General features: G+C 35.7%; 15 protein-coding genes. 10 read left to right on the top strand and 5 right to left on the bottom strand.

Going from position 1 to position 22,476, the window contains the following annotated elements; translation table 11 throughout:
* Nucleotides 1-5: 5 nt before the first annotated feature.
* From MR062_RS17350 to MR062_RS17305, 10 genes are all read left to right on the top strand, one after another.
* The gene (locus MR062_RS17350) at nt 6-1,364 is read left to right on the top strand and encodes a glutamine synthetase family protein (protein WP_242206657.1); all 1,359 of its coding nucleotides are present in this window, start codon (nt 6-8) and stop codon (nt 1,362-1,364) included.
* Nucleotides 1,365-1,372: 8 nt separating this feature from the next.
* Nucleotides 1,373-2,524, top strand: coding sequence for an iron-containing alcohol dehydrogenase (locus MR062_RS17345; RefSeq protein ID WP_242206655.1), 1,152 nt, complete (start codon nt 1,373-1,375; stop codon nt 2,522-2,524).
* A gap of 3 nt (nt 2,525-2,527) precedes the next feature.
* The gene (locus tag MR062_RS17340; RefSeq protein WP_242206653.1) at nt 2,528-3,268 is read left to right on the top strand and encodes a gamma-glutamyl-gamma-aminobutyrate hydrolase family protein; all 741 of its coding nucleotides are present in this window, start codon (nt 2,528-2,530) and stop codon (nt 3,266-3,268) included.
* 87 nt (nt 3,269-3,355) lie between these two features.
* On the top strand, nt 3,356-4,729 hold the full coding sequence (locus tag MR062_RS17335) for an aldehyde dehydrogenase family protein (protein WP_242206650.1): 1,374 nt from the start codon (nt 3,356-3,358) through the stop codon (nt 4,727-4,729).
* A gap of 3 nt (nt 4,730-4,732) precedes the next feature.
* Nucleotides 4,733-5,362: an RNA polymerase sigma factor gene (locus MR062_RS17330; protein ID WP_242206649.1), complete on the top strand. Its 630-nt coding sequence runs from the start codon at nt 4,733-4,735 to the stop codon at nt 5,360-5,362.
* 56 nt (nt 5,363-5,418) lie between these two features.
* Entirely contained in the window at nt 5,419-6,486 is a 1,068-nt protein-coding gene (locus tag MR062_RS17325; protein WP_242206646.1) for a FecR family protein, read from the top strand.
* A gap of 172 nt (nt 6,487-6,658) precedes the next feature.
* Nucleotides 6,659-9,988, top strand: coding sequence for a SusC/RagA family TonB-linked outer membrane protein (locus MR062_RS17320; protein ID WP_242206644.1), 3,330 nt, complete (start codon nt 6,659-6,661; stop codon nt 9,986-9,988).
* A gap of 12 nt (nt 9,989-10,000) precedes the next feature.
* Nucleotides 10,001-11,548, top strand: coding sequence for a SusD/RagB family nutrient-binding outer membrane lipoprotein (locus MR062_RS17315; protein ID WP_242206642.1), 1,548 nt, complete (start codon nt 10,001-10,003; stop codon nt 11,546-11,548).
* A 19-nt stretch (nt 11,549-11,567) separates the two neighbouring features.
* Complete coding sequence (locus MR062_RS17310) at nt 11,568-13,307, top strand: LamG domain-containing protein (protein ID WP_242206641.1); 1,740 nt, start codon at nt 11,568-11,570, stop codon at nt 13,305-13,307.
* Between the two features lie 372 nt (nt 13,308-13,679).
* Nucleotides 13,680-14,630 carry an NmrA/HSCARG family protein gene (locus tag MR062_RS17305; RefSeq protein ID WP_242206639.1) on the top strand — a complete coding sequence of 317 codons (951 nt, stop codon included), beginning with the start codon at nt 13,680-13,682 and terminating at the stop codon, nt 14,628-14,630.
* A 498-nt stretch (nt 14,631-15,128) separates the two neighbouring features.
* Here MR062_RS17305 and MR062_RS17300 read toward each other — a convergent pair whose 3' ends face one another.
* The 5 genes from MR062_RS17300 to MR062_RS17280 form a co-directional block, all read right to left on the bottom strand.
* Nucleotides 15,129-15,881 carry a hypothetical protein gene (locus tag MR062_RS17300; RefSeq protein WP_242206637.1) on the bottom strand — a complete coding sequence of 251 codons (753 nt, stop codon included), beginning with the start codon at nt 15,879-15,881 and terminating at the stop codon, nt 15,129-15,131.
* Nucleotides 15,882-16,182: 301 nt separating this feature from the next.
* Entirely contained in the window at nt 16,183-17,091 is a 909-nt protein-coding gene (locus MR062_RS17295; protein WP_242206634.1) for an HNH endonuclease family protein, read from the bottom strand.
* A complete protein-coding gene (locus MR062_RS17290) occupies nt 17,088-18,332 on the bottom strand; it encodes an AAA family ATPase (RefSeq protein ID WP_242206632.1) in 1,245 nt (414 codons plus the stop codon). Before MR062_RS17290 ends, MR062_RS17295 begins: the two co-directional genes overlap by 4 nt.
* An 18-nt stretch (nt 18,333-18,350) precedes the next feature.
* Nucleotides 18,351-20,108 (bottom strand): amidohydrolase family protein, encoded by a 1,758-nt coding sequence (locus MR062_RS17285; protein WP_242206631.1) that lies wholly within the window; start codon nt 20,106-20,108, stop codon nt 18,351-18,353.
* Nucleotides 20,109-20,163: 55 nt separating this feature from the next.
* On the bottom strand, nt 20,164-21,885 hold the full coding sequence (locus tag MR062_RS17280) for a hypothetical protein (protein WP_242206629.1): 1,722 nt from the start codon (nt 21,883-21,885) through the stop codon (nt 20,164-20,166).
* Nucleotides 21,886-22,476 lie beyond the last annotated feature (591 nt).

Here is a 22,476-nt window from a genome sequence, read left to right as displayed (position 1 = left end):
CACCTATGGACAAACAAGATATCATTAAACAATTAAAAGAAAGTAAGCACTCAAAAGTAAAGGTTGCCATTACCGATATTGATGGCGTGCTTAGAGGCAAACTCATGCACACCGATAAACTTATTTCGGCATTGGAGAGCGGATTTGGGTTTTGCTCGGTTGTATTTGGCTGGGATATGGGTGATTTTGCTTACGATAGCACTGAATTAGTGGGATGGCACACGGGATATGGCGATTTTGATGCACAACTGGATATCAATACGTTTAGAACAATTCCTTGGGAAGATGATACGCCATTTTTATTGGGAGATTTTAGTAATAAAACAGATGGGGATATTCCGGTATGTCCACGAAGTTTACTAAAAAGAGTTATAGCCGAGGCTGAAAAAATGGGATATAACCCTATGTTTTCACAAGAGTTCGAATGGTTTAACTTTCGGGAAACCTCACATTCGGTAAGTGAAAAGAATTTTCAGAGCCTTCAAGCTTTAACACCAGGAATGTTTGGCTATTCCATTTTAAGAATGTCTGAGAACAGTGATTTTTTCAACGCGCTTTTTGAACATTTAAAATCGTTTGGAGTACCCCTAGAGGGACTGCACACTGAGACCGGGCCAGGAGTAACCGAAGCAGCCATTCAGTATAGCGGAATATTGGAAGCAGCAGACAGAGCGACTTTGTTTAAGTCGGCTACTAAAGAGATTGCCTATAAACATGGTATTATGGCGAGCTTTATGGCTAAGCAAACGAGCAAACTTCCTGGCTGTAGCGGGCACATACACCAAAGCCTTTGGGATAAAGACAATAAGAATAATTTATTTTACGATGAAGCCGCTTCAGACCATATGAGCGACATTATGAGAAGTTACATCGCTGGTCAGCTGTATTGCTTACCTTATATACTGCCCATGTTCGCCCCAACAATTAATAGCTATAAGCGACTGGTAGAAGGCGCCTGGGCACCTACAACCCTAACCTGGGGGCATGATAACCGAACAACTGCATTACGAGTTTTGGCAGCTTCAAGCAAGGCTACCCGTATAGAACATCGGGTCGTTGGCTCCGATGTTAATCCGTATTTGGCCATGGCCGCTGCTTTGGCAAGTGGATTATATGGTATAAAGCACGGTTTAAAGCTAGATATCCCACCAACATCGGGTAATGGATACAAAAATTTAAGCCATGGCGTATTACCAGCTAATCTATTTGAAGCTTCCAATAAAATGAAAGACTCAGATATAGCCAACACACTTTTTGGGGACACCTTTGTTAATCATTTTACCACGACCAGAGCATGGGAATGGCGACAGTTCTCCAAAGAGGTAACCGATTGGGAAACGAAACGATACTTTGAAATTATTTAATAAAAACAATGATAGATATAACAAAAACCTATGGTTTTAACTTCCCTACGCCCATTCGGTTTGGTGCTGGGGTAATTAATGAGTTGGTCGGTTATTTAAAAGCAAACGACCTTAAAAGCCCACTGTTGGTAACCGATCCCAACGTGGCAGAATTAGCGTTTTTTAAAAAAATAAAGAACGCTATTGAACAAAGTGGTTTAAGTGTGGAAGTGTTTAAGGACATGCACAAAAATCCCATTAAGACCGATGTTATTAATGGTGGTGATCTGTTTCGTCAAACCCAAAGAGATTGTGTTGTGGGTATTGGTGGCGGCGTGGCTTTAGATGTGGCCAGGGCCATTGTTTTGAGAGTAAACCATACCAGGGATCTTTTTGATTACGATGATCTTATTGGAGGCGATAAATACGTAACCGAAGAAGTGCCTCACTTTATAACCGTTCCAACCACGGCAGGAACAGGAAGTGAAGTAGGGAGAAGCGCTATTATCTCTGAAGATGAATCGAAGAAGAAAAGAATTCTCTTCAGCCCCAAGTTAATGGCCAGAATCGTCTTTGCAGATCCGTTATTGACTATGGAATTGCCCCCTTTTGTTACGGCGGCTACAGGAATGGATGCCTTGACACATAATTTGGAAGCCTATTTGGCTAAAGGATTTCATCCCATGTGCGATGGCATTGCACTTGAAGGCATGGCCTTGATAGCAGAATCCATAGAAAAAGCAACACACAATCCAGATGTGGAATCACGTGCCAAAATGTTATTGGCGTCGTTAATGGGCGCAGTAGCGTTTCAAAAAGGTTTGGGGGTTGTACATAGTTTGGCGCACCCGCTGTCCAGTATGTTAGATACCCATCATGGTTTGGCCAATGCAGTAAACCTGCCTTATGGAATGAAATTCAATTATAAAGGATTTGAGGACAGATTTGATCGTATGGGCTTGGCCTTAGGGCTTGGAAGTGCCGCAGGAGATCGGGTAGTGGACTATTTATTTGAATTGAATAATGAGCTGGGATTACCTACTAAGTTATCAGATATCGGCGTAAAGGCCGAACATATTGATGCGCTTTCTGTTTTGGCAGAAGCAGATTTTTGTCACCCCTCTAATCCAAAGCCGGTAAGTCAAGAAGATTTTAAAAAACTATACGAAGAAGCATTGTAGATTATGATTAAGATAGGCATATCATCCTGTTTTATGTACCCCGATAAGAATAGAACCGTATTCGGGCCCAAGACCTTGAGTTATCTCGAAAACGACATGGCTAACTATGTTACCCGTAAAGGTATTTTACCAGTGTTGATTCCAGATGTTAATGCTGAATATTTAACTGATATTTTGGCTGAAATGGATGGATTTGTGCTTCAGGGAGGAACAGATTTGGCACCTGAAACTTATGGCGAACAACCCATAGGAACTTGGAATGGCGATGCATACCGAGACCAGTATGAGCTTAAGATACTCGATTACGCCATAAAGAACGGTAAACCAGTTTTAGGAATTTGCCGGGGGTTTCAACTTATGAACGTTTATTTTGGAGGAACCCTTTTTCAGGATACCCTTACGCAAAAAACGGATGCTGAAGACCATAGGTCGGCAGAGTTATACGATACCATTAAACATCCTATTCATTTTGTAAAGGACAGTTATTTTGACAAACTATATGGTCATGAAGAGACCCCGTATGTTAACTCGGTCCACCATCAATCCATAAAGGATTTAGGTAAAGACCTGGAGGTTTATGCCATATCTGATGATGGCCTTATTGAAGCTTTTGGCTATAGCAAAGCGCCTTATGGTAAAGTTATGGCCGTACAATGGCATCCGGAGTTTTTTCACACCATAAAAGATCATCTCATAGATGCCGATATTTTATATGAAGCGTTTATTGGACATTTGAAAGCGTAATGTGAAAACTAGTTGTAACAAATATATTGTGTTTTAATGTATGGTTGTTTCAACATTAATATTTAGAAAATAATTTATAGACCACATATGAATTTAAAAATAACAAATCCAGCTACCGGAAATATCATAACAGAATTGTTATGCAATACAAAAGAAGATATACAGGCAAAATTAAATGCTTTGAGAACCGGACAGAAGGCATGGAGCAAACGGCCTGTACAAGAACGTTTGGATTGTATCGTGAAGTTTGGGGAATTAATAAAAGAAAATAGTGAAGCCCTGGCTCTTATTTTAACCGAAGAGACTGGTAAACCGCTTCAGCAATCGCGTAATGAAATTAACGGCGCACATAGCAGGATCGATCATTTAAGTCAATATGCCGAACAATGGCTTTCCAACGAAATTCTTGTAAATGTTGGAGCGACCCATGAAAAGATAGTGTATGAACCCCTTGGGGTTATTGCCAACATATCGGCCTGGAATTTTCCGTATAACGTAGGCTATAATGTATTTTTATATGCTTTGGTTGCTGGTAATGCAGTCATGTATAAACCTTCGGAATATGCAGCCTTAACAGGAAAGCAGTTTGAAAAGTATTTACATCTGGCAGGTGTTCCAGAGCATGTTTTTCAGTGTGTGATTGGTGATGGTAGTTTGGGGCAAGTGTTACTTGAGGAAGACTTTGACGGCTATTTTTTCACCGGATCTTATGCTACAGGAAAACATATTGCACAAACAGTGGCTCATAAATTAGTGCCAGTACAGTTAGAGCTTGGCGGTAAAGATCCTTTATTCATTGCAGAAGATGTTTTAGATGTAAAACAGGCCGCTATCAATGCAGCGGAAGGGGCATTTTATAACAACGGACAGAGTTGTTGCGCGGTAGAACGTATATATGTGTCCGAATCGATTTATGATGCCTTTGTAGATGCTTTTGTAGCAGAAGTAGGTGCTTATGTTATAGGAGACCCCAAAGATGAATCTACTTTTATAGGCCCCTTAACACGACTTCAACAAATAGATGTTTTAAGCAAACAAGTAAAGGATGCTATAGCAAAAGGTGCTGCTTTAAAATTAGGAGGGCAGCCTATAGAGCATGATGGAAACTATTTTCAGCCTACCGTTTTGGTGGATTGTAACCACGATATGGAGGTTATGATGCAGGAGTCTTTCGGGCCTATTATTGGCATTCAAAAAGTAACATCCGATAAGGAAGCTATAGCGCTTATGAAAGATACACCTTATGGTCTAACTGCAGCGGTGTTTTCATCTAATGAACAGCGAGCTATGAGTATTCTGCAGGAGATGAATACAGGAACCGTGTATTGGAATTGCTGTGATAGGGTAAGCCCTAATGTACCGTGGTCGGGAAGAAAAAATTCTGGTTTGGGCAGTACATTGTCTTCCCAAGGCATTAGAGCGTTTGTACAACCTAAGGCTTATCACTTAAGAACCATATAATTCATGGCTGTTTTAGAAAAAGTAGTATGGGGAGATGAAACATCTCCCCAGATAGCCCCTTCTTTAAGCATTGATAAGTACAACTTGTCGAATGATACAGAACTGTGGGATGCATTTTCTAAAGGAGATGAAGGCGCGTTTATTAGGATATATAACGACTACTTTAAGGAACTCTGCGATTTTGGAGTGCAGTTTGCCTCTATAAGTATGGTAGAAGATGCCATTCAGGATCTATTTATTGATCTCCGACGCAGACGTAGTTCCTTACCTAAATTAAAGCGAAGTATTCGATTGTTTTTATTCCAATGCCTTAAGCGTCGAATTTTTAATATGCTGAAAAAGGAAAAACACAGCCCATCAGCTAATCTTCCAGAACAAATGTTTGGCATAGCACCTTCACAAGAGTCTACTATAATTCTGAATCAAGAAGAAAAAGAAAATTTTGAGAGGCTAAGCGAAGAATTGTCCAATCTAAATGAAAGGCACAGAGAAATAATCTACTATTATTTTTATAAAGGCATGTCTTATGAAGAGGTGCAGGAACTTTTAGGTTTTCAAGATGTTAAGTCGGCTAGAAATCTTATCTATAAGATCATTAAAAAGCTTCGAAAATCTTTTTTATCATTTTTTTAAAAAAAAGTGATGTTGTTTTAAGCTTTCAATTGTCTATCTAATGTAAAGGAGACCAATTGAAGAATACAGAACACAATATAGATTACTTTTTAAGAAACCCACACTTTATTTCGTGGGTAAAGCATCCTACATCAGATAGCGATTTGTTTTGGAAAAAGTGGTTAAAAAACCATCCAGAAGCTAAAGAAGCTTTCTATCGCGCAAAAGCTATTCTGCAACGTATCGATTTCAAGAAGGCCCAAACTTTAGAGACTCGACAAGAGGAGATATTGGATAATATCCTAAAGGATAAAACAAGTGATAGCTTTCGATCGGAAGGGCGTTTAAAAGAGAAAGTTTTTAATTTATCGCCTTGGTTGTTAAAAGGAGCAGCTGCTGTATTATTGCTGTTTCTAGTTTTTAATCTAGGTAAAAGCCTAAAAGCAGATTCAGAAGACAACCTGTTGTCTATTGCATCAATCCAGATAAAACAAAACAAAAAAGGTGAGCGTGCAGCATTTTACTTGCCAGATAGTACTAAGGTATTCTTAAATGCCGGGAGTACTTTAAAATACCCTACAACATTTAATTCAAAAACAAGAGAGGTTGTTCTTGAGGGGGAGGCCTATTTTGATGTCACGCACGATGCCCATAAAAAGTTTATGGTAAAATCGGGCGATTTGGTTACGGTGGTTCATGGTACCGCTTTTAATGTAAGAGCCTATACCGATGAAGGACGTATAAATGTCTCTTTAGAACGCGGCCGGGTGTCGGTACATTCACAGAGAGAAGATTTGAACAGTATTTCTTATGACATGCTTCCAGGAGAAAAGTTGGAGGTGAAAGAAGATTTTGCCCTAGCCAAGAAATTACCCTTTGATTATACACAAGAGTTTGGGTGGAAAGATGGTATCCTAGTTTTTAATGATGCCGACTTAGAAACCTTTATTGCTTTAACAGAACTATGGTATGGTGTTACTATAGAACCCATTGGAGAAAGTAATGACAATTGGGAAATCAATGGAAGTTTTAAAAATGAAAGTCTTGAAAATGTATTAAAGAGTTTAGAGTTCTCTCGGGGCATTTCATATAAAATAGATAATACTAAAGTAATGCTTTATTTAGGAAAACAAAGCAACAAATAGGGATCCTACCTTTTACAATATATAGTTAACAGAAAGTTTTTAACCCCAAATCTGTCGTGGCTAATTACCACACAGGTGCTATAATAGTTTTAACTAAATCTAACAAATCAAATTAATTATGAAGAAAAATTATTGGAATTTTCGACATCTATTTTTTAAGCGGTGTCTTTTAGTGCTCATTCTAACGAGCCAGGTATTAACGGTTTATGCGAATAACTATAATAATAACATTGAGCAAGCAGATATAGATAAAGTGGTTTTGAGTATCAATGAGCAAAATAGTTCATTAAAAAAAGTATTCAAGATTATAGAGTCAAAAACAACATTTAGTTTTTTCTACGACAAGAATATTGTAGATGAGAAGAAAACGGTTTCAATTAACAAAAGGAATGAAAGCTTAAGGAGTATATTGGAAGCTTTGGCGCTTCAAGCAAATTTAAGGTTTAAGCCTTTAAACAATATTATTAGTGTTAATGTTAAAGAACCGAGTTCAAAGCAGCAGTCCATTATCATAAAAGGTAAAGTATTTTCTGCTGTAGATAATGTGCCTTTGCCAGGGGTAACGATACTTGTAAAAGGCACAGCTCAAGGAACGTCAACCGATTTTGATGGAAATTATGAGATTGAAGTGTCCAACCAACAAGCTGTATTGGTTTTTAGTTATGTAGGTTTTCAAATGCAAGAAGAACTCGTTGGAAACAGAAGTAAGATTGATGTAGGGCTTAGAGAAGATGCCCAACAGTTACAGGAAGTTGTAGTAACGGCTTTGGGCTTAGAACGGGAGAAAAAGGCTTTGGGTTATTCTGTCCAAGAGATTTCAGGAGAACAAGTGCAAGCGGTAAAAGTAGTGGATGTTGCTACCTCTTTAACTGGTAAAGTATCGGGTCTTTGGATACAGAACAGTACAGAGTTTAATGAAGCTCCAGATATTTTATTAAGAGGCGTAGCACCCTTAATCGTTATCGATGGTGTGCCTTACGGTAATATGAAGTTAGGAGAAGTTTCCCAGGACGATATAGAGAGCATTAACGTTTTAAAGGGGGCAACGGCCTCTGCACTCTATGGCGCTAGAGGAGGCAATGGCGCCATTATGATCACCACTAAAAAAGGTGGGAATGAAATAAGCATTAACAGTAACAATATGTTCTTTGCGGGGTATTTGGCCTTGCCAGAGACACACCACTCGTATAGTGCAGGACTTAATGGCACCTATAGTGCTACCGACTATATATGGGGGGATAAACTGGATATAGGGATCATGGCTGAGCAATGGAATCCAGAGACTAAACAATTGGAAGTAATGCCCCTTACATCCAGAGGTAAAAATAATTTTAAGGATTTTCTACAGCCAGGGATTATCACTAATAACAACATAACCTTTTCCAGTACAGGAGAAGCAGGATCCATTCGTACATCATTAACACATGTATACAATGAAGGACAATACCCCAATCTTAAACTCAATAAACTTAATGCCAATGTAACAGGAGAGCTCAAGTTGGGAGAAAAGGTAGATATTACAACAACACTTGGATATAATAGAAGTGCGACGCCCCAAACGCTTGGAGCTGGTTATGGAGGACAAGGCTATATCTATCAAATTTTAATGTGGACAGGGCCTGAGTACGAATTAAGTAAATATAGGGATTACTGGGTAACTCCAGATGTAGAGCAAAATTGGCACTATAGTGCTTGGTACGATAACCCCTATTTGATGGCTTATGAAAAGCTAATAGGAAATGAAAAGAATATGACCAATGTTAATATAACAACCAATTACAAGGTATTTAAAGATGCCAAAATTACCGGAAGGGTTGGTTACGATTTTTATTCCAATGAAACAACAAGGAGAAACCCTCCAGGAATCAATTCTACCAGAGGTTGGGATGCCAATGGAATGTATGCTCAAAATCAATCTAGAGGCTATAGTATAAATACAGACCTTTTGTTTAATTACAATAAGAAAGATGCATTGATAAAAGGTTTTGATATTGATCTTACAGGAGGATTTTCTATGTACAAGTGGGAAGATCAAAATATGTATGCTTCAACAAGAGGGGGTATAGTTGTTCCTGGAATTTATTCATTGAATAATTCGGTAGAACGTCCAGATGTTTCGGCTTCAACCTATAGGAAACAGGTAAATAGCGTATTGGGAATTGCATCACTTTCTTTTGCAGATGCCATATTTTTGGATGTTACAGGACGTAACGATTGGTCGTCTACACTAGCATCCACAGAGCGATCTTATTTTTATCCATCGGCTGCAGGAAGTATACTTATTAGTAAATTGATTCAACCAGAATGGTTGGATCTATGGAAGGTAAGAGGGTCATGGACATTGAGTAAAGATGATTTAGGAGTCTATGAAACCAATGTAAATTATGGTGTTACTACCGGTACTTGGGGTGATGGTTATAGCGAAGCGTCATATACATCCACACTAAAAAATGCTATTGTCAAGCCCGAAATAACTAGAACTTGGGAAGTTGGGACAGCAGCCTATTTTTTTAAAAACCGTTTAAATATAGATGTAGCCTATTATAATAAGTATAATTATGACCGTCAAAGGTATGCTACAATTTCGTCAGCCTCTGGCTTTTCATCTACGCTTATAAATATCGATGAAACTATCGAAAGAAAAGGGCTTGAAATTAGTGTAAATGCCGATATTATAAAAAAAGATGATTTTAGTTGGTCGGTATCGGCCAACTGGTCAAAAACACATTCTTATTTGAAGGATTTGGATCCGATATATTCACCGGATAATTTATGGACCAAAAAGGGGGCTCGAAGAGATGTTTATACGCAAAGAGCATGGCTTAGGGGCCCACAAGGTAACCTTGTTCACTCTAGTGGAGGATTTCCAATCCGTAGTGATTATAGTTCAGTATTGGGGTATAGCGATCCCGATTTTATCTGGGGACTTACCAATTCCATTACTTGGAAAAACTTTAGTCTGCATTTAAGTTTTGATGGGCGAGTAGGAGGTATACTTTATAATTTCACCAATAACAAAATGTGGGATACAGGGTCACACCCCGATTCTGATAACTTATGGCGTTATGATGAGGTAGTTAACGGTAACACATCGTACGTAGGTCAAGGTGTTAGAGTGGTTTCAGGAGCAGCAACCTTTGATGAGTATGGAAGAATTATTGAAGATACACGTATTTATGAAGCTAACGATAAACCAGTATCTTATCAGGATTATGCAAGACGATACAGAGACGGGCATGACGGCGCAGCAGATCCAACCTTCTTAAAGTTAAGAGAAATATCTATAGGCTTTTCAATGCCTAAAAGCTTTGCTAAAAAAGTAGGTCTTAATAGCGCTTCTGTAGCACTAACAGCACAGAATGTCTTTTTATGGACCAAGGAATTTAGATTTGCAGATCCCGATTGGAATAGTGATAGCGATTTAACCTCACCTTCTCAAAGATTTATAGGGTTGAATATTAAATTGAGTACCTCTACAAATACTAAAAAATCCAAACTATAAAATAAATTTGTTATGAAATATATTCTTAAAAAGAAATTCATCATATATGCATCCCTTTTTATGGTATTAGGGTGTGTTGATATGGAAGAACTTAATACCAACCCAGATGGCATCACATCTGCGACGCCTAATGTATTAGCCACAAAGCTAATATTAGATATTACCAGAGACGATATAAGTTCCCAAAAAGGATTTATGTCTGCTTTTATGCGAGATAAATATATTTTGTGGAGTGAGTTTCCACAAGGGCAGCAGTATAATGATATAGGTAGAACGGGATATGGAGATCTAACCAGGCTTATTGAAGCCAAGAAGATGATGGAAGGAGCCGATGATATCTTCGATCAAGGTATCGTTAATTCTTACAAAGCCTTGGGACATTTTATGAGAGCCTATAATGTTTTTAATCTTACGATGAGAGTTGGAGATATACCATATAGTGAAGCCTTAAAGGGAGAAGATGAAGGTATTTTAAAGCCTAAATACGATACACAGAAGGACGTATTTATGGGTATTTTGGAAGAGTTGGATTTGGCCGATCAAATGTTTGCTAATGGTGCATCTTTTGAAGGTGATATGATTTATGACGGTAACCCGGATAAATGGCGTAAAATGGTTAATTCTTTTGAATTGAAAGTATTAATTAATTTGTTCAAGAAGACAGGGGACACCGATTTAAAAGTAGTGGAACGATTCAATCAAATAGTGAATAACCGTCCAATCTTTTCAGCAAATGATGATAATTTTAGTTTGGTCTACGAAAATGGAGAAGGCCAAAAGTACCCGTTTTTTAAAGAAGGAAACCAGTTTACCATTTATCCTATGGTGTCCGATGAATTGATAGACAGACTAAAGGACCTTGAAGATTACCGTTTGTTTTACTATGCCGCACCCTCTCCTGTAAAGATAAGTAGTGGGTTAACGGCTTCCGACTTTGATGCTTATGCAGGTGTAGATCCAGCGATGGAGTACTCACAGGTTACTGGTATATACTCCTCAGGCGATTTTTCAGATATTAATAATCGCTATAAAGAAATACCCGAAGGAGAACCAGTTTATTTATTAAGTCATGCACAAGTACAGTTCATCTTGGCAGAAGCAGCTGTTCGTGGATGGATATCTGGTGATGCTGAAACCTATTATGCTAATGGCATTAAAGCTGCAATGTGGTTTGTAGCAGATAATACGCCAGATGATGTAGATTTCAATAATGGAAGACTCATGGATGTTACATACATAGATAACTATTATACGTCAACACCAGAGGTGCAGTTGGGAGGAACAGCAGAAGAACAGATAGAGCAAATCATTACCCAGAAATTTTTAAGTACTTACCTGCAGTCACCATTAAGCGTGTTCTTTGAAAACAGACGTACTGGCTATCCGGCATTTGAGGTTAACCCAGACACCAACGAAAATATCCCGTCCGATAAATTTCCAGTGCGTTGGATGTATCCATCTTCTGAAATAGAATACAATAGCGAGAATGTTATGGAAGCCATAGACCGACAATATGGTGGTGTGGATGATACCAATGGTGTGATGTGGATTTTACAATAATTAAACAACTAAGTGTAAAATGAAAAAAAATAATATAAAACAATATATACCTGCTACGGGATACCTTTTTTATGTACTCCTATTTGCTATTAGCAGTTGTACAACAGACATAAGAGACAATGACTATTACAGCGATGAATATATAGATAATTCACAAGTTGCTATTATTCATCCAAATCCCAATACAGGGTTAGATTATACGCCAGAAGAATTGGCAGAGTTAACCTATAATCCATCGGAAAAGGAGTCTTATTTAGAAGGGCAAACAGTTATATTAACTCTTGAGTCAGTTAATAAACCATCAGAAGTTAATATCGTGGGGCAAGACCAGTCGCTAATTGAAACCATTACCGAATTTTCTATGGTAGACAATAAGTACCACGCAAAAACCTTAGAAAAAAGTTTGGAGAACTTGGGATTAATGCAACCTGGAGATAACAATAAACTAATTTTTAAAATTACTTATCCAGATGGTCCTCCAGCAAGCATTGCATTTGAAGTAAAGCGAATCACAGATGAAATAGCCAACCCTTATGTGTTCTTAAAAAAGAGTACAGGAGAAACTATTGGATTGTCAACCGATGAAAGTGTAACCTCTAATGTTGGAGATCCGCTTTATGGCACCGTAATTATGTTTGATGGCGTCGATGATAAAGTGAAGATTATTGATACGCCAGATCTAGCTTTTAGGGATACAGGAGATTTTTCAGTAGGTATATGGGTCAATACAACATCTACCAATGACGATCCATCTATTATAGGTGATAAAGATTGGGGAAGTGGAAGTAATCCAGGCTTTGTTTTTGCCTATACGGGCGGCACCTGGAAACTAAATGCAGGAGATGGCTCTAATAGAATAGATATTAACGGCATTGGGCCTATCAATGATGGCGAATGGCATTTCTTATTGGTGTCTTTCGATAGAGATGGTAATGCGGTAGCTTATCAAGATGGTAATGAAGTAGGGAGTAAGGATATGTCGGCCCTTGGAAATATGGACAGTGGATTGCCTATTCATTTGGGGCAAGACGGTACTGGAAATTATAGTTACGGATTATGGTACGAGGGTATGTTAGGCCGTACTTATGTTTTTGATTATGCATTAACGGCACAGGAAGCTTCAGATTTTTATGGTTCCAAAAAACCAACAGGAGCCCAATTACGTCAACAAGGAGGAACAATAACCAGTATAGCTACCACAACAGCTGGCGGTGTTTCTTCAGTTAAGGAAGGTAATAAAGTGGTTTACGATTTTGATGGCACCGATGATTTGGTGACTTGGGAAGATCCTTCAGATTTGGATTTTAGACATACTGAAGATTTTACTATAGCTGTATGGGTTAATACGACATCAACCAATGATGATCCCTCAATTATTTCCGATAAAGATTGGAATAGTGGAGGTAATCCTGGGTTTATTTTTGCCTATACAGGAGGCACCTGGAAGTTAAATGCAGGTGATGGCTCCAACCGTATAGACATCAATGGTCTGGGACCTATTAATGACGGCGAATGGCATTTATTAGCAGTTTCTTTCGATAGGGACGGCAATGCTGTTGCTTATCAAGATGGTATAGAAGTGGGGAGTAAGGATATGTCTGCCATAGGTGATATGAGCAGTGGCCATCCAATTCGTTTGGCTCAAGATGGTACAGGAAATTACAGCTACGGTTATTGGTTTGAAGGTAAAGTAGCCAACAGTATGATATTTGATTACGCATTAGAAGCTGGTGAGATTGCAGCACTTTTTAATGAATAGTTTAAGTTGAGTTAGTTTTTTTTCAATTTTGATAGGCAAGGGTGGGAGTTTAACTTTCCACCTTTGCTTTTTTGTACTACAACTATCAAAATTTTAATGAAATTATTGTCTTTCAATGGCTCGCAGTACCAGAGTGCTTCTAAGAGTTAAGTAATGCTAAGCCAACATGAAGTGTTATTTTGAATTAAGTAAGGAATATAGAAAGGATCAAATAGCAGGCTAACCATTATGTTGTAAAAAAGTATTAAATTTATAGGGAAAGTCAGCTCCCCAAAACCAATGTAGCCATCCAGCTGTGTTATTTATGTGTTAATAACACCATAAAAAATGGTGCGTAAGCAATATTTATAGTAAATAATAAATCATAAAAAAATGGAAGCAAACAAAGTTATAACAGTATTTGGTGCAACAGGGGCACAAGGTGGTGGACTGGTTAAAGCTATTTTAACTGATCCTGATTCAATATATAACGTAAGGGCGGTTAGTAGAAATGCTAATTCTGAAAAAGCAAAAGCATTGGCGCACATGGGAGCCGAAGTAGTAGAGGCTGACCTTAACGATACAGAGAGCATTAAAAAAGTGTTAGTGGGAGCCAATGCAGCATACTTTGTTACGTTCTTTTGGGAACATTTTTCTGCAGAAAAGGAATACCAACAAGTAAAGAACTTTATTGAGGCTGCTAAAGGCGCTAATTTGGAGCACATCGTTTGGTCTACATTGGAAGACACCAGAAATTGGGTGCCCTTGGAAGACGACAGAATGCCAACACTACAGGGTAAATACAAAGTGCCACATTTTGATGGCAAAGGTGCTGCAGATAAATTATTTGAAGCATCAGATTTACCCGTAACATATTTAAGAACGTCGTTTTACTGGGATAATTTTATTTATTTTGGAATGGGACCCCAAAAGGGCGAGGACGGAAATTATTATATCGCATTTCCAATGGATGATAAAACATTGGCAGGCATGGCTGCTGAAGATATTGGAAAATGTACATATGGCATATTCAAAAGAGGCGACGAATTTATTGGTAAAACTATTGGAATTGTTGGTGAAAAGCTATCTGGCAAGGATATGGCGGCCAAACTTTCCAAAGCCTTGGGCATTAATGTGATTTATAACAATGTAAGTCCAGAGACTTATCGTGGTTTTGGATTCCCTGGTGCAGATGATTTGGGTAATATGTTCCAGTTTAAGAGAGATTTTAACAACGACTTTAACGGTGTACGGGACGAAGCCTTATCATTGGAACTGAACCCTCAACTGCAAAACTTTGAAGCATGGCTTTCAAAAAATGCTTCGCGCATTCCGTTGGATTAAATCCGACTTAATCTAAAGTTATTGGCAAGAAAACAAAAAGCCTGAAAATTATTTTTTCAGGCTTTTTTTATAGTCTTGATGTGTTTTTAAGTGACCGGGCTGGGGCTCGAACCTGTATTTTAATCAATTGATATTCAAAAAAGTTAAAATATTTTTAACGAGTAGACTCACCGAATAACTCACTAAAAATGTTTTTAATAAATAATGAACTTAAATGGATGCATTTGAATGCAATATCAAATATAATTAATTAATATTTATCACAACTCCTAACTAACCTTCTATATGTATAAAAATTGAGATTATAATTTTCTCATTTTATATATAAATTATTGTTTAATGAACAAGCATTCTTTTTTTCAGGGATAATTCAATTTTTGACATATTCCCTTAGATTTACATTATTCTTTACATGTAGTATTCCTGTTAAATTATTGATCATTATATAATACATGATCTGAAAGTTCTAATTAACAGATAATAATTGGACTTCTAAAATCACCTTATTTGATCTGCATCAGAATCAGTTATATTAACAATTTTATTGAGCCATTCGATTTTTTGAGCATCCTTTTTTATCTCAAAATCAGGAAAATCTCCAGGAAGAGATATATTCAATTTTCCCTTCTCATAAGGATTTAACTTAACCATTTGTTGGGTTAAATCATAGCCTTTTAATATACTAGCGCAATCATCAATATTTTTAATTTTGATTTTTCTGATTTGGTCATTGTCAAACCTACGCAAGCCATATTGAAAGGCACTAATAATTATTTGACTATAAGCCTGAGCAGGATCTTTAACACTTTTAAAAATTTCATTTAAATCACTTTCTTTTAAAATTCTATCTTCAACTGCTTGAACGATTGTAGCAATAGCTTTAGAAAGTTTGAGATTTTGCTTCATGGAATTATGCCATTTAATAGTTTCATCAAATTTCTTTTCTATACGCTTCAATAATTGCCCTACAAAGGGAGCTCCATCAAAAACATTATCACTTTTACTTTGATTGCAACTAGAATGAATTGGTATCCAATTGTAGAAAGAGTTAATTTCGAAATCAGAATGAAGTTTATATAGCTTTTTAAGACGATTATAGGTCTTTATATCTTTATGTGGTAGACTTTCAGGTAATACATGATCAATTTGACAATGAGGGTAATATATAGGAATATTACACCAATTACAGTTTTCACCGTGAGTCTTCCATACTGCCCATTTCTCTGACGATTTAAATCTATATTTACTCATAAAATTGATTTTATATAACTATTTGAACTATTCAGGTAGAGTATGATTCTAAATACTTAAATATATGAAATTATTATCACTATAAAATATAACAAACTCGTTATCAAACATTTAAAAGCTTGTGCATTTTTTACTAAATCTATTTTTCAATTAATATTGACTCTATAAATTCTATCCTTCCAATTTTTTTCAATTAAACCATAAAATATTTATTTGAATTATGGAATATACATGCTTTAGAAATTTTCTCCTCTTTAGTTAATTGAGGTACTTTAATGTATGTTTTTTCTCTTGACATATGTTAACCAAGTTCGCTATCAGGTATATAAGTTGCTATGAATTGCCTCGCTTCATTAAAAATTTCTTTTGCTTTAACAGGATCATTTTTAAGTAATTCGAGATATGATCTTGTACAGTTTGCATGTTTAGAGGTGTCTGAAATTAAAGTCCCTACCAAATCGTCGTATTTTGATGTATCGGATTCTGACCCTATGAATATATTTATAAGTAAAATAACTTCACTACGTTCTTTGAATAATTTGCTTCTTTCATCAGCTCTAGCTAATCGAAAAAAATCGATTGTTGTTTGAGCTCTCTCGTATTCCAAACCTGTAGTTTTAACTGCTTTAGGGACAGGGCCTTCAAAGCATATGAGTTCTTCACAATCAGTATCAATATCAGCAATCGGGTAAATCAACAAAGGCTCTTCATCATTAAATTCAGCTTTTGGATCTTCCATGTGATTTTTATAGCTTCCCTTAATTGGAAATCTGTCACTTTTTAAGGTTTGATTACATGGCCCACATGACATTGAATAGTTTAAAAGATTGTATGTTAATAAATGATATCCTTTAATATTAGTTGTTGATGTAATTGATATGCCCAATGAATTAAACTCTTTTGAGGGTTTCCATTTAGTAATCCTGTTTTTTGGCCTAAAATGTTCCACATCATGAACTCCTTTACCATAATTTTGCCCTTCTAATTCTGTTTCACAAAAGGCACATTTGTTGCCTTGAATTGTCATAAACACCTCTTTTATTTCGCTCCAAATGTGACCGTTCTTGTCCGTAACTTTTCCAGCGGTGCGATACTTATCAGTCTTTTTCTTAGCTCTATCCAACCAATTAGATTTATGTGCTTTTACAAGTTTCTCAATATAGTTTTGATTGATAATCTTACCCTTTTTATCCTTCTTATATGAAATCATATTGCTTTACCTTTTGTCATTAACTCCATAAGTTTTTCCCTTGCACCAGAATCACCATTTGATGCTTTAAATGATAATATCCTAATCTCATCAGCTACAGAATTATTACGGGTTGTCTTTAAACCAAACAACTCTGAGACCAAAATCTGATCCGAATCCAAGCCATAAGTGTTTCTTTTTTCACGTACAGGTTTAGAAATTAAATTATTATCGGTTTTTAAGTATATTATGTTTTGCCATTCAATACTACCCACCACTAAAGGACTATGCGTGGTAACAAAAAATTGAATATTGGGGAGAGCCTCAGCTAGTAGAGGCAATATTTTCATTTGCCACTCTGGATGAAGATGAAGGTCTATTTCATCAATAAGCACAATCCCTTGATTATCCACTAATTTTTTGCCACTAGGGCATGTTTGCTCAATGTGAAAAAGCAAATCACCAACCCACCCTAAAAAAGCTCTGTAGCCGTCGGATAGGGCATTGAAAGGTATTTTACTTCCGTCTTTCTCAAAGATATATTGATCGTCTTCTAATTGCTCGGTTAATTTAAAGTGATCATCACCTGTTATTTTAGCCAATAGTCCCAGTATTTGTATATATCTCCCAGGATTATCTGTTTTCATTTTAGGCAACCATGCATCGAGAGGAATTAACTGATAGGTCTCTTCAAAAAGACTTCGCACTCGATTTATTCTAATATATCTACCTCCTTTTCTAGCTATGGGATCAAACTTTTCAGGTAATTCAACAGTTCTACTTGCGCCATATCCCACAATAAATGCAGCAGCGGGATTACTACCTAACGAAGGATGCCATTGTTTGCGTTGAGGGTGATCCCAAGATATTTTGTCTTTAAACTTTTCAACGACCTCAAGCCTAATAGAACTTTCAATATGTTCAAAAGGAGCTTCATCTTGAGGGTTAGATTCAAAGTATGCATCAATATGGCTAAAATGTTCATTTTTGTTGAGCGGTCTTCTTACCCACATGAAAGGTCTTATGGTATCTTTTAAATCAGTTACGGCAGGCCCTAGTGTAGAAAGAGCGATAGCCTTTAAAAAGGCTGTTTTACCTGTTGAATTGTTACCGAGTATCACATTAATATTGTCATATTTTACTTTTTCCTTATCGAAACTATTCTTTAGACGACCACTAGAGATTTCAGGATATAAGAATTTAACATTACTAAAATTCTTAAATGATTTAAAGTTTTTGATGCTAAGGTTTCTTATGTACATAATATTTTTAGTTTAAAATTACGTTATGTTGACATATTTAGAATTCAAAAATTCCTTAGGATTACCATCAGATAACAAATTCCATTTTCTGGCACTTAAATTACTTTCCATATCCATCCAATAATGCTTTTCACTCTTATGATTACTAACAACATAAAAATCTGTTCCAAACATGACCCGTTTTCTTATTTTGCTATGATCTAAAATTTCAGATAGTAAATTCAAGTGTTTTAGATCATGAGTTGTGTAACTAACATCTGTATAGACATTATCATAGTTAACCATCATAGAAGAAATAATAGTAAACCAGTCTACATAATGCCAATATTTGTAAAACACATCAACATTGAAAATTTGTTGACGTAGGTTCAAAATAGAATTTGGTTTTTTAACAACCCAATTAGCATATACAAAACGATCTTGTTCTAAGAACTGATCCCAATTTTCAGAACCCCCATAATGCGCTAAATTGATTTTTAAATTCGACAGGTTTCTTTTTAGTGGTTTTTTCTTATCTGTATAGCCAAATAAAGTATTCAATTTTGAATTGTTGTGATAATCTAATACTTCTTTTAAGAGTTTATCTTCTAATAAACAGCAATAATTTAAGGGATGGGTAAAATTCTTCTGAAAAATACTGTTTTTGTGCAGTGGTAAGCGCAATTGTGGATATTGTCCATTTACCAGTTGACCAGTATTTTGTTTGAAAATTGGATGTTCGTCGATCTTACCGTCTAATTTACTTAAGTTGCCTCGGTAAAAAATAGGACCAACTGAACAATGCGTAGTTATTGGAATGTTTTTTTGGGCACAGTACAACCATAATGGCAATAATTTCTCATCGAACACATAATAACCAGTTGCTGGATATATTTTAATACCTGCGCAACCATTTTCTAAGTACAACTTTATTGCACACTCATTGAGTTGATAATACCCTTCTTCATCTAAATAGCCACTAAAATAGGGTACAGCTATAGAGGTGCCATCAACCTCTACAGTAACTTTCTGATCCATCCTTTTTGGATGAGCAAAAACAAAAGGAAAAATGGTGTCCTCATTACTCTTTTTTATTTTAAGTAAACGAGACATTTGGTAAGGATAAGACCTTTTAACCTGACCAGCACCCATATACTCCATGTCCATAGGAAGCACAACGAACTTAGAGCCTCTTGGATATTGATCCTTCATTCGATGAAATATGCCAGACATTCGCGTATAACGTGCATATCTCAATAAATTTAAATACCTTAGTTTTAGTGCAAGCCATTCCTTTCCAAATCGTTTCTCTATTTGTCCCCAGATAAATTTTAAGCACTTGTTTCTAATATTTTTAAAACAAACAAACAATACTAAAACAATGCCTAAATAATGGAATCGTTCTGGTAAGAAAAGAAATTGCTGTACTCGATCGTGATCATAAAACCTTTTTATGGGTTCTTTTAAAGGGCCAAAAGCTAATTGGTTTTGGAAAATGTAAATTACATAAAAGAAGAAAATCACATTAATCACCAACAGGAATACACGGTTGAAAAAACGTTTGATTGGAGATTTGTTGGATAGATACTTTTGCCAAGTCTTGTTCTTGTGTGTAAAGGTAAAGTGCTTTTTTTTACGCTCTCTATACCATCTTGATATACTAACTGCAATATGCGTATGAATTAAGTAGTAAAAAGGCCATACAAGTATTTTCTTTGCCAAGTATCTAGGTACATCATCTGAAATAAATATATGTGTATGAGAATTTACAATAGGTTTGGTAAAATGTTTTTCCATATATGTGGTTTATGGTTATTAGTTAACACGAACTCATATTTTTGATATGATTTTACTATTTATCTTCAACTTCCTTTTTTGGTTTGAAACGGTTAACAAAAGATGTCAGGTTTGTCGCGTAGCCAACCATAATTTGCGGAAAAATGTTATAGTTCTCAGTATGATAATAGCAACCTAATTTCGCATAAATACCTCCTTTTGATTTATTGGGGTTTGTTAGCCAATAAAAGTTTGCTTCTGCATTTACTAAGTTATGCTTAGCAACAAAATGATTTTCGCCATCATCTATAATTATGTCATTTCTGAAAAAACGACCGTTGATGCTTTTTGTATCATTATAATTTAAATCTTCTAAACCGATTATGATATCAGCACCAAAGTTAGTTTGAGGGCGTATCTCGAAGTTTAAATAAGGGCCATGACCAATGGATAATAATTGTGTGCTAGTAATGATATCGGTATCGTCTGGTTGTGTTTGTGTGTATCTGAACCCTGTACGGTAAAATGCAGCACTATAACCTAAAGATGTGTTGAGAAACCATCCTTTGGATTCATAGGAAAACACATCTATGTTAATTTTTCCGTAGAGGTTATTTTTCCGAAGTAAATCGAAATTACTAAAGGTTTCATCATCTTTTATGGCAATAAAGCGCGATTCGTCTTCGAAGCTATTGTTTAAAGCAATGTTTGCTAAAGTGGTAAACTGACGAGTGAGAGTCAGTTTTTTCCAATTTCTGAGATTTAAAGGTAATAGTAGTTTTGCTTGAGCATTTAAAATAGAGTTGCTATTCTCAGTATTAAAACCCATGACGTCGGTATATACGATGCCTGTAAAGAAATCGAAAAAACGACGCTGTATTACTTTGATTTCTGTTTTGTCTTTTTCAGTATGTGATAAAGAGATTTGGCTATTAGCTATAGAATAATTAAAAAATTGGTCTGATTCATAATCGAACACATCATTATAGTCTATAATGATCCAATTTTGATTTTGGGTTTGAGTAGAAACTGTGCTGCCATATTTATTAAAATAACGTAAGGCCACACTAAAACTGTTGTTTTCAAAGATGATTTTTTCTGGTGCTCTTCCGTTTTTAATTAATTCTGCTTTTATATAAATTGAAGATGCTTTGTTATTAAAGAATTGAATTTTAGCATCTACAATTTTTAGAGTATCTTGTCCTAAAACAGTTGTATCTTTATACTTAGCTTTATTTATATTTTGTCTTGCTATACCTTGTTCAAAAAGCTTCAATGATAATGATGAGGGATTAGTTGTGTCTCTATTTTGTTTGGGAATTCTATAAGTAATATCATAAGGAATGTATTTATTGAGAATTATTTTTGCAGAATATTGGTCTTTTTCTTCATCTACTGAATTTAATAACTTTTCTACTTCTGTACGCCTTGCTTCAGCTTTTCTAGTTTCTACAGTTTGTATTTTTATTTTAAGAGCTGCAATTTGGTCTTTGTCTTCTTGTGGTATTGAAGTAAGAACTATGGTACTATCTAAATTGGTTTTGATGACTTCTAATACATCATTAACTAATAGTTGTGACGAAATACTCATAACATAATCTCTAGTGGTGTAGCAATTTGAATTGTCACAAACTTGTAAAGTGAATTGGGAGTTAGTTGATTTTGAATTAATACCATAAACCACATTATTTATGGAAATGTTATCTAATAACTTGAATTCGTTGTTTTTGGTGTCTTGTCCATAACACAATTGTGCAAAAAATAAAATTATTGCAAATGGAATTTTTAAAGATTTCATGGTTAGTTAAATAATAGGTTAATACTGATAATAATCGTTTGCTATCAATATTAGTTTTAGGGAGAAGCTTAAAAGTAAGAAAAAAAAACATGTAATGAAAATAAAAACGGTGAAATTTGTGACTTTATGGTATCAAAGAGGAGTAAATCTTATTTTTTGTTCTTTTTGATTTGGACGTATAATTAGGTGGACGACCAAAATATTTGTTGTTCAACTCCCTGTTTTTATAATTGATAAATCTCTATTTAACTTTAATTATGTTGATTTCACATAATTAAAAATAAAGATATTTTGGGAATATAAAATTTAGCTAATAATTAGTTTCCCTAGAAATGAAAAATGACATCTTGACCTTTACCTTCCATTGTAAGATAGAAAAGAAATTAAGTAGTAAAATAAGCAAAGCCTATGAAACAGATTTACGACAATTTGAAAATTTTATTATTTGTAAAGTATCAAAAGACTGGAAAATTCGGTTAAAGTGAACCACCCGTGCCGGATGAAAGTGAGCAGTGTAAATAAAGTGCCAAAAATCGTTTCATTTGAGTGTTAAAATTAGTGATTCTTTTTTAATTTTTTTCTCATGGATTC

The sequence above is a fragment of the Aestuariivivens insulae genome, assembly GCF_022662195.1.
GTDB lineage: Bacteria > Bacteroidota > Bacteroidia > Flavobacteriales > Flavobacteriaceae > Aestuariivivens > Aestuariivivens insulae.
Note: the sequence above shows the minus strand (reverse complement) of the source record. Positions and strands in the feature narration are given on the sequence as shown.

What these genes read in the sequence shown, in the direction of transcription:
- MR062_RS17350 (WP_242206657.1), top strand. Translation starts at nt 6, where the DNA reads ATGGACAAACAAGATATCATTAAACAATTAAAAGAAAGTAAGCACTCA.
- MR062_RS17335 (WP_242206650.1), top strand. Translation starts at nt 3,356, where the DNA reads ATGAATTTAAAAATAACAAATCCAGCTACCGGAAATATCATAACAGAA.
- MR062_RS17345 (WP_242206655.1), top strand. Translation starts at nt 1,373, where the DNA reads ATGATAGATATAACAAAAACCTATGGTTTTAACTTCCCTACGCCCATT.
- MR062_RS17310 (WP_242206641.1), top strand. Translation starts at nt 11,568, where the DNA reads ATGAAAAAAAATAATATAAAACAATATATACCTGCTACGGGATACCTT.
- MR062_RS17340 (WP_242206653.1), top strand. Translation starts at nt 2,528, where the DNA reads ATGATTAAGATAGGCATATCATCCTGTTTTATGTACCCCGATAAGAAT.
- MR062_RS17330 (WP_242206649.1), top strand. Translation starts at nt 4,733, where the DNA reads ATGGCTGTTTTAGAAAAAGTAGTATGGGGAGATGAAACATCTCCCCAG.
- MR062_RS17290 (WP_242206632.1), bottom strand. Translation starts at nt 18,332, where the DNA reads ATGTACATAAGAAACCTTAGCATCAAAAACTTTAAATCATTTAAGAAT.
- MR062_RS17300 (WP_242206637.1), bottom strand. Translation starts at nt 15,881, where the DNA reads ATGAGTAAATATAGATTTAAATCGTCAGAGAAATGGGCAGTATGGAAG.
- MR062_RS17280 (WP_242206629.1), bottom strand. Translation starts at nt 21,885, where the DNA reads ATGAAATCTTTAAAAATTCCATTTGCAATAATTTTATTTTTTGCACAA.
- MR062_RS17285 (WP_242206631.1), bottom strand. Translation starts at nt 20,108, where the DNA reads ATGGAAAAACATTTTACCAAACCTATTGTAAATTCTCATACACATATA.
- MR062_RS17295 (WP_242206634.1), bottom strand. Translation starts at nt 17,091, where the DNA reads ATGATTTCATATAAGAAGGATAAAAAGGGTAAGATTATCAATCAAAAC.
- MR062_RS17305 (WP_242206639.1), top strand. Translation starts at nt 13,680, where the DNA reads ATGGAAGCAAACAAAGTTATAACAGTATTTGGTGCAACAGGGGCACAA.
- MR062_RS17315 (WP_242206642.1), top strand. Translation starts at nt 10,001, where the DNA reads ATGAAATATATTCTTAAAAAGAAATTCATCATATATGCATCCCTTTTT.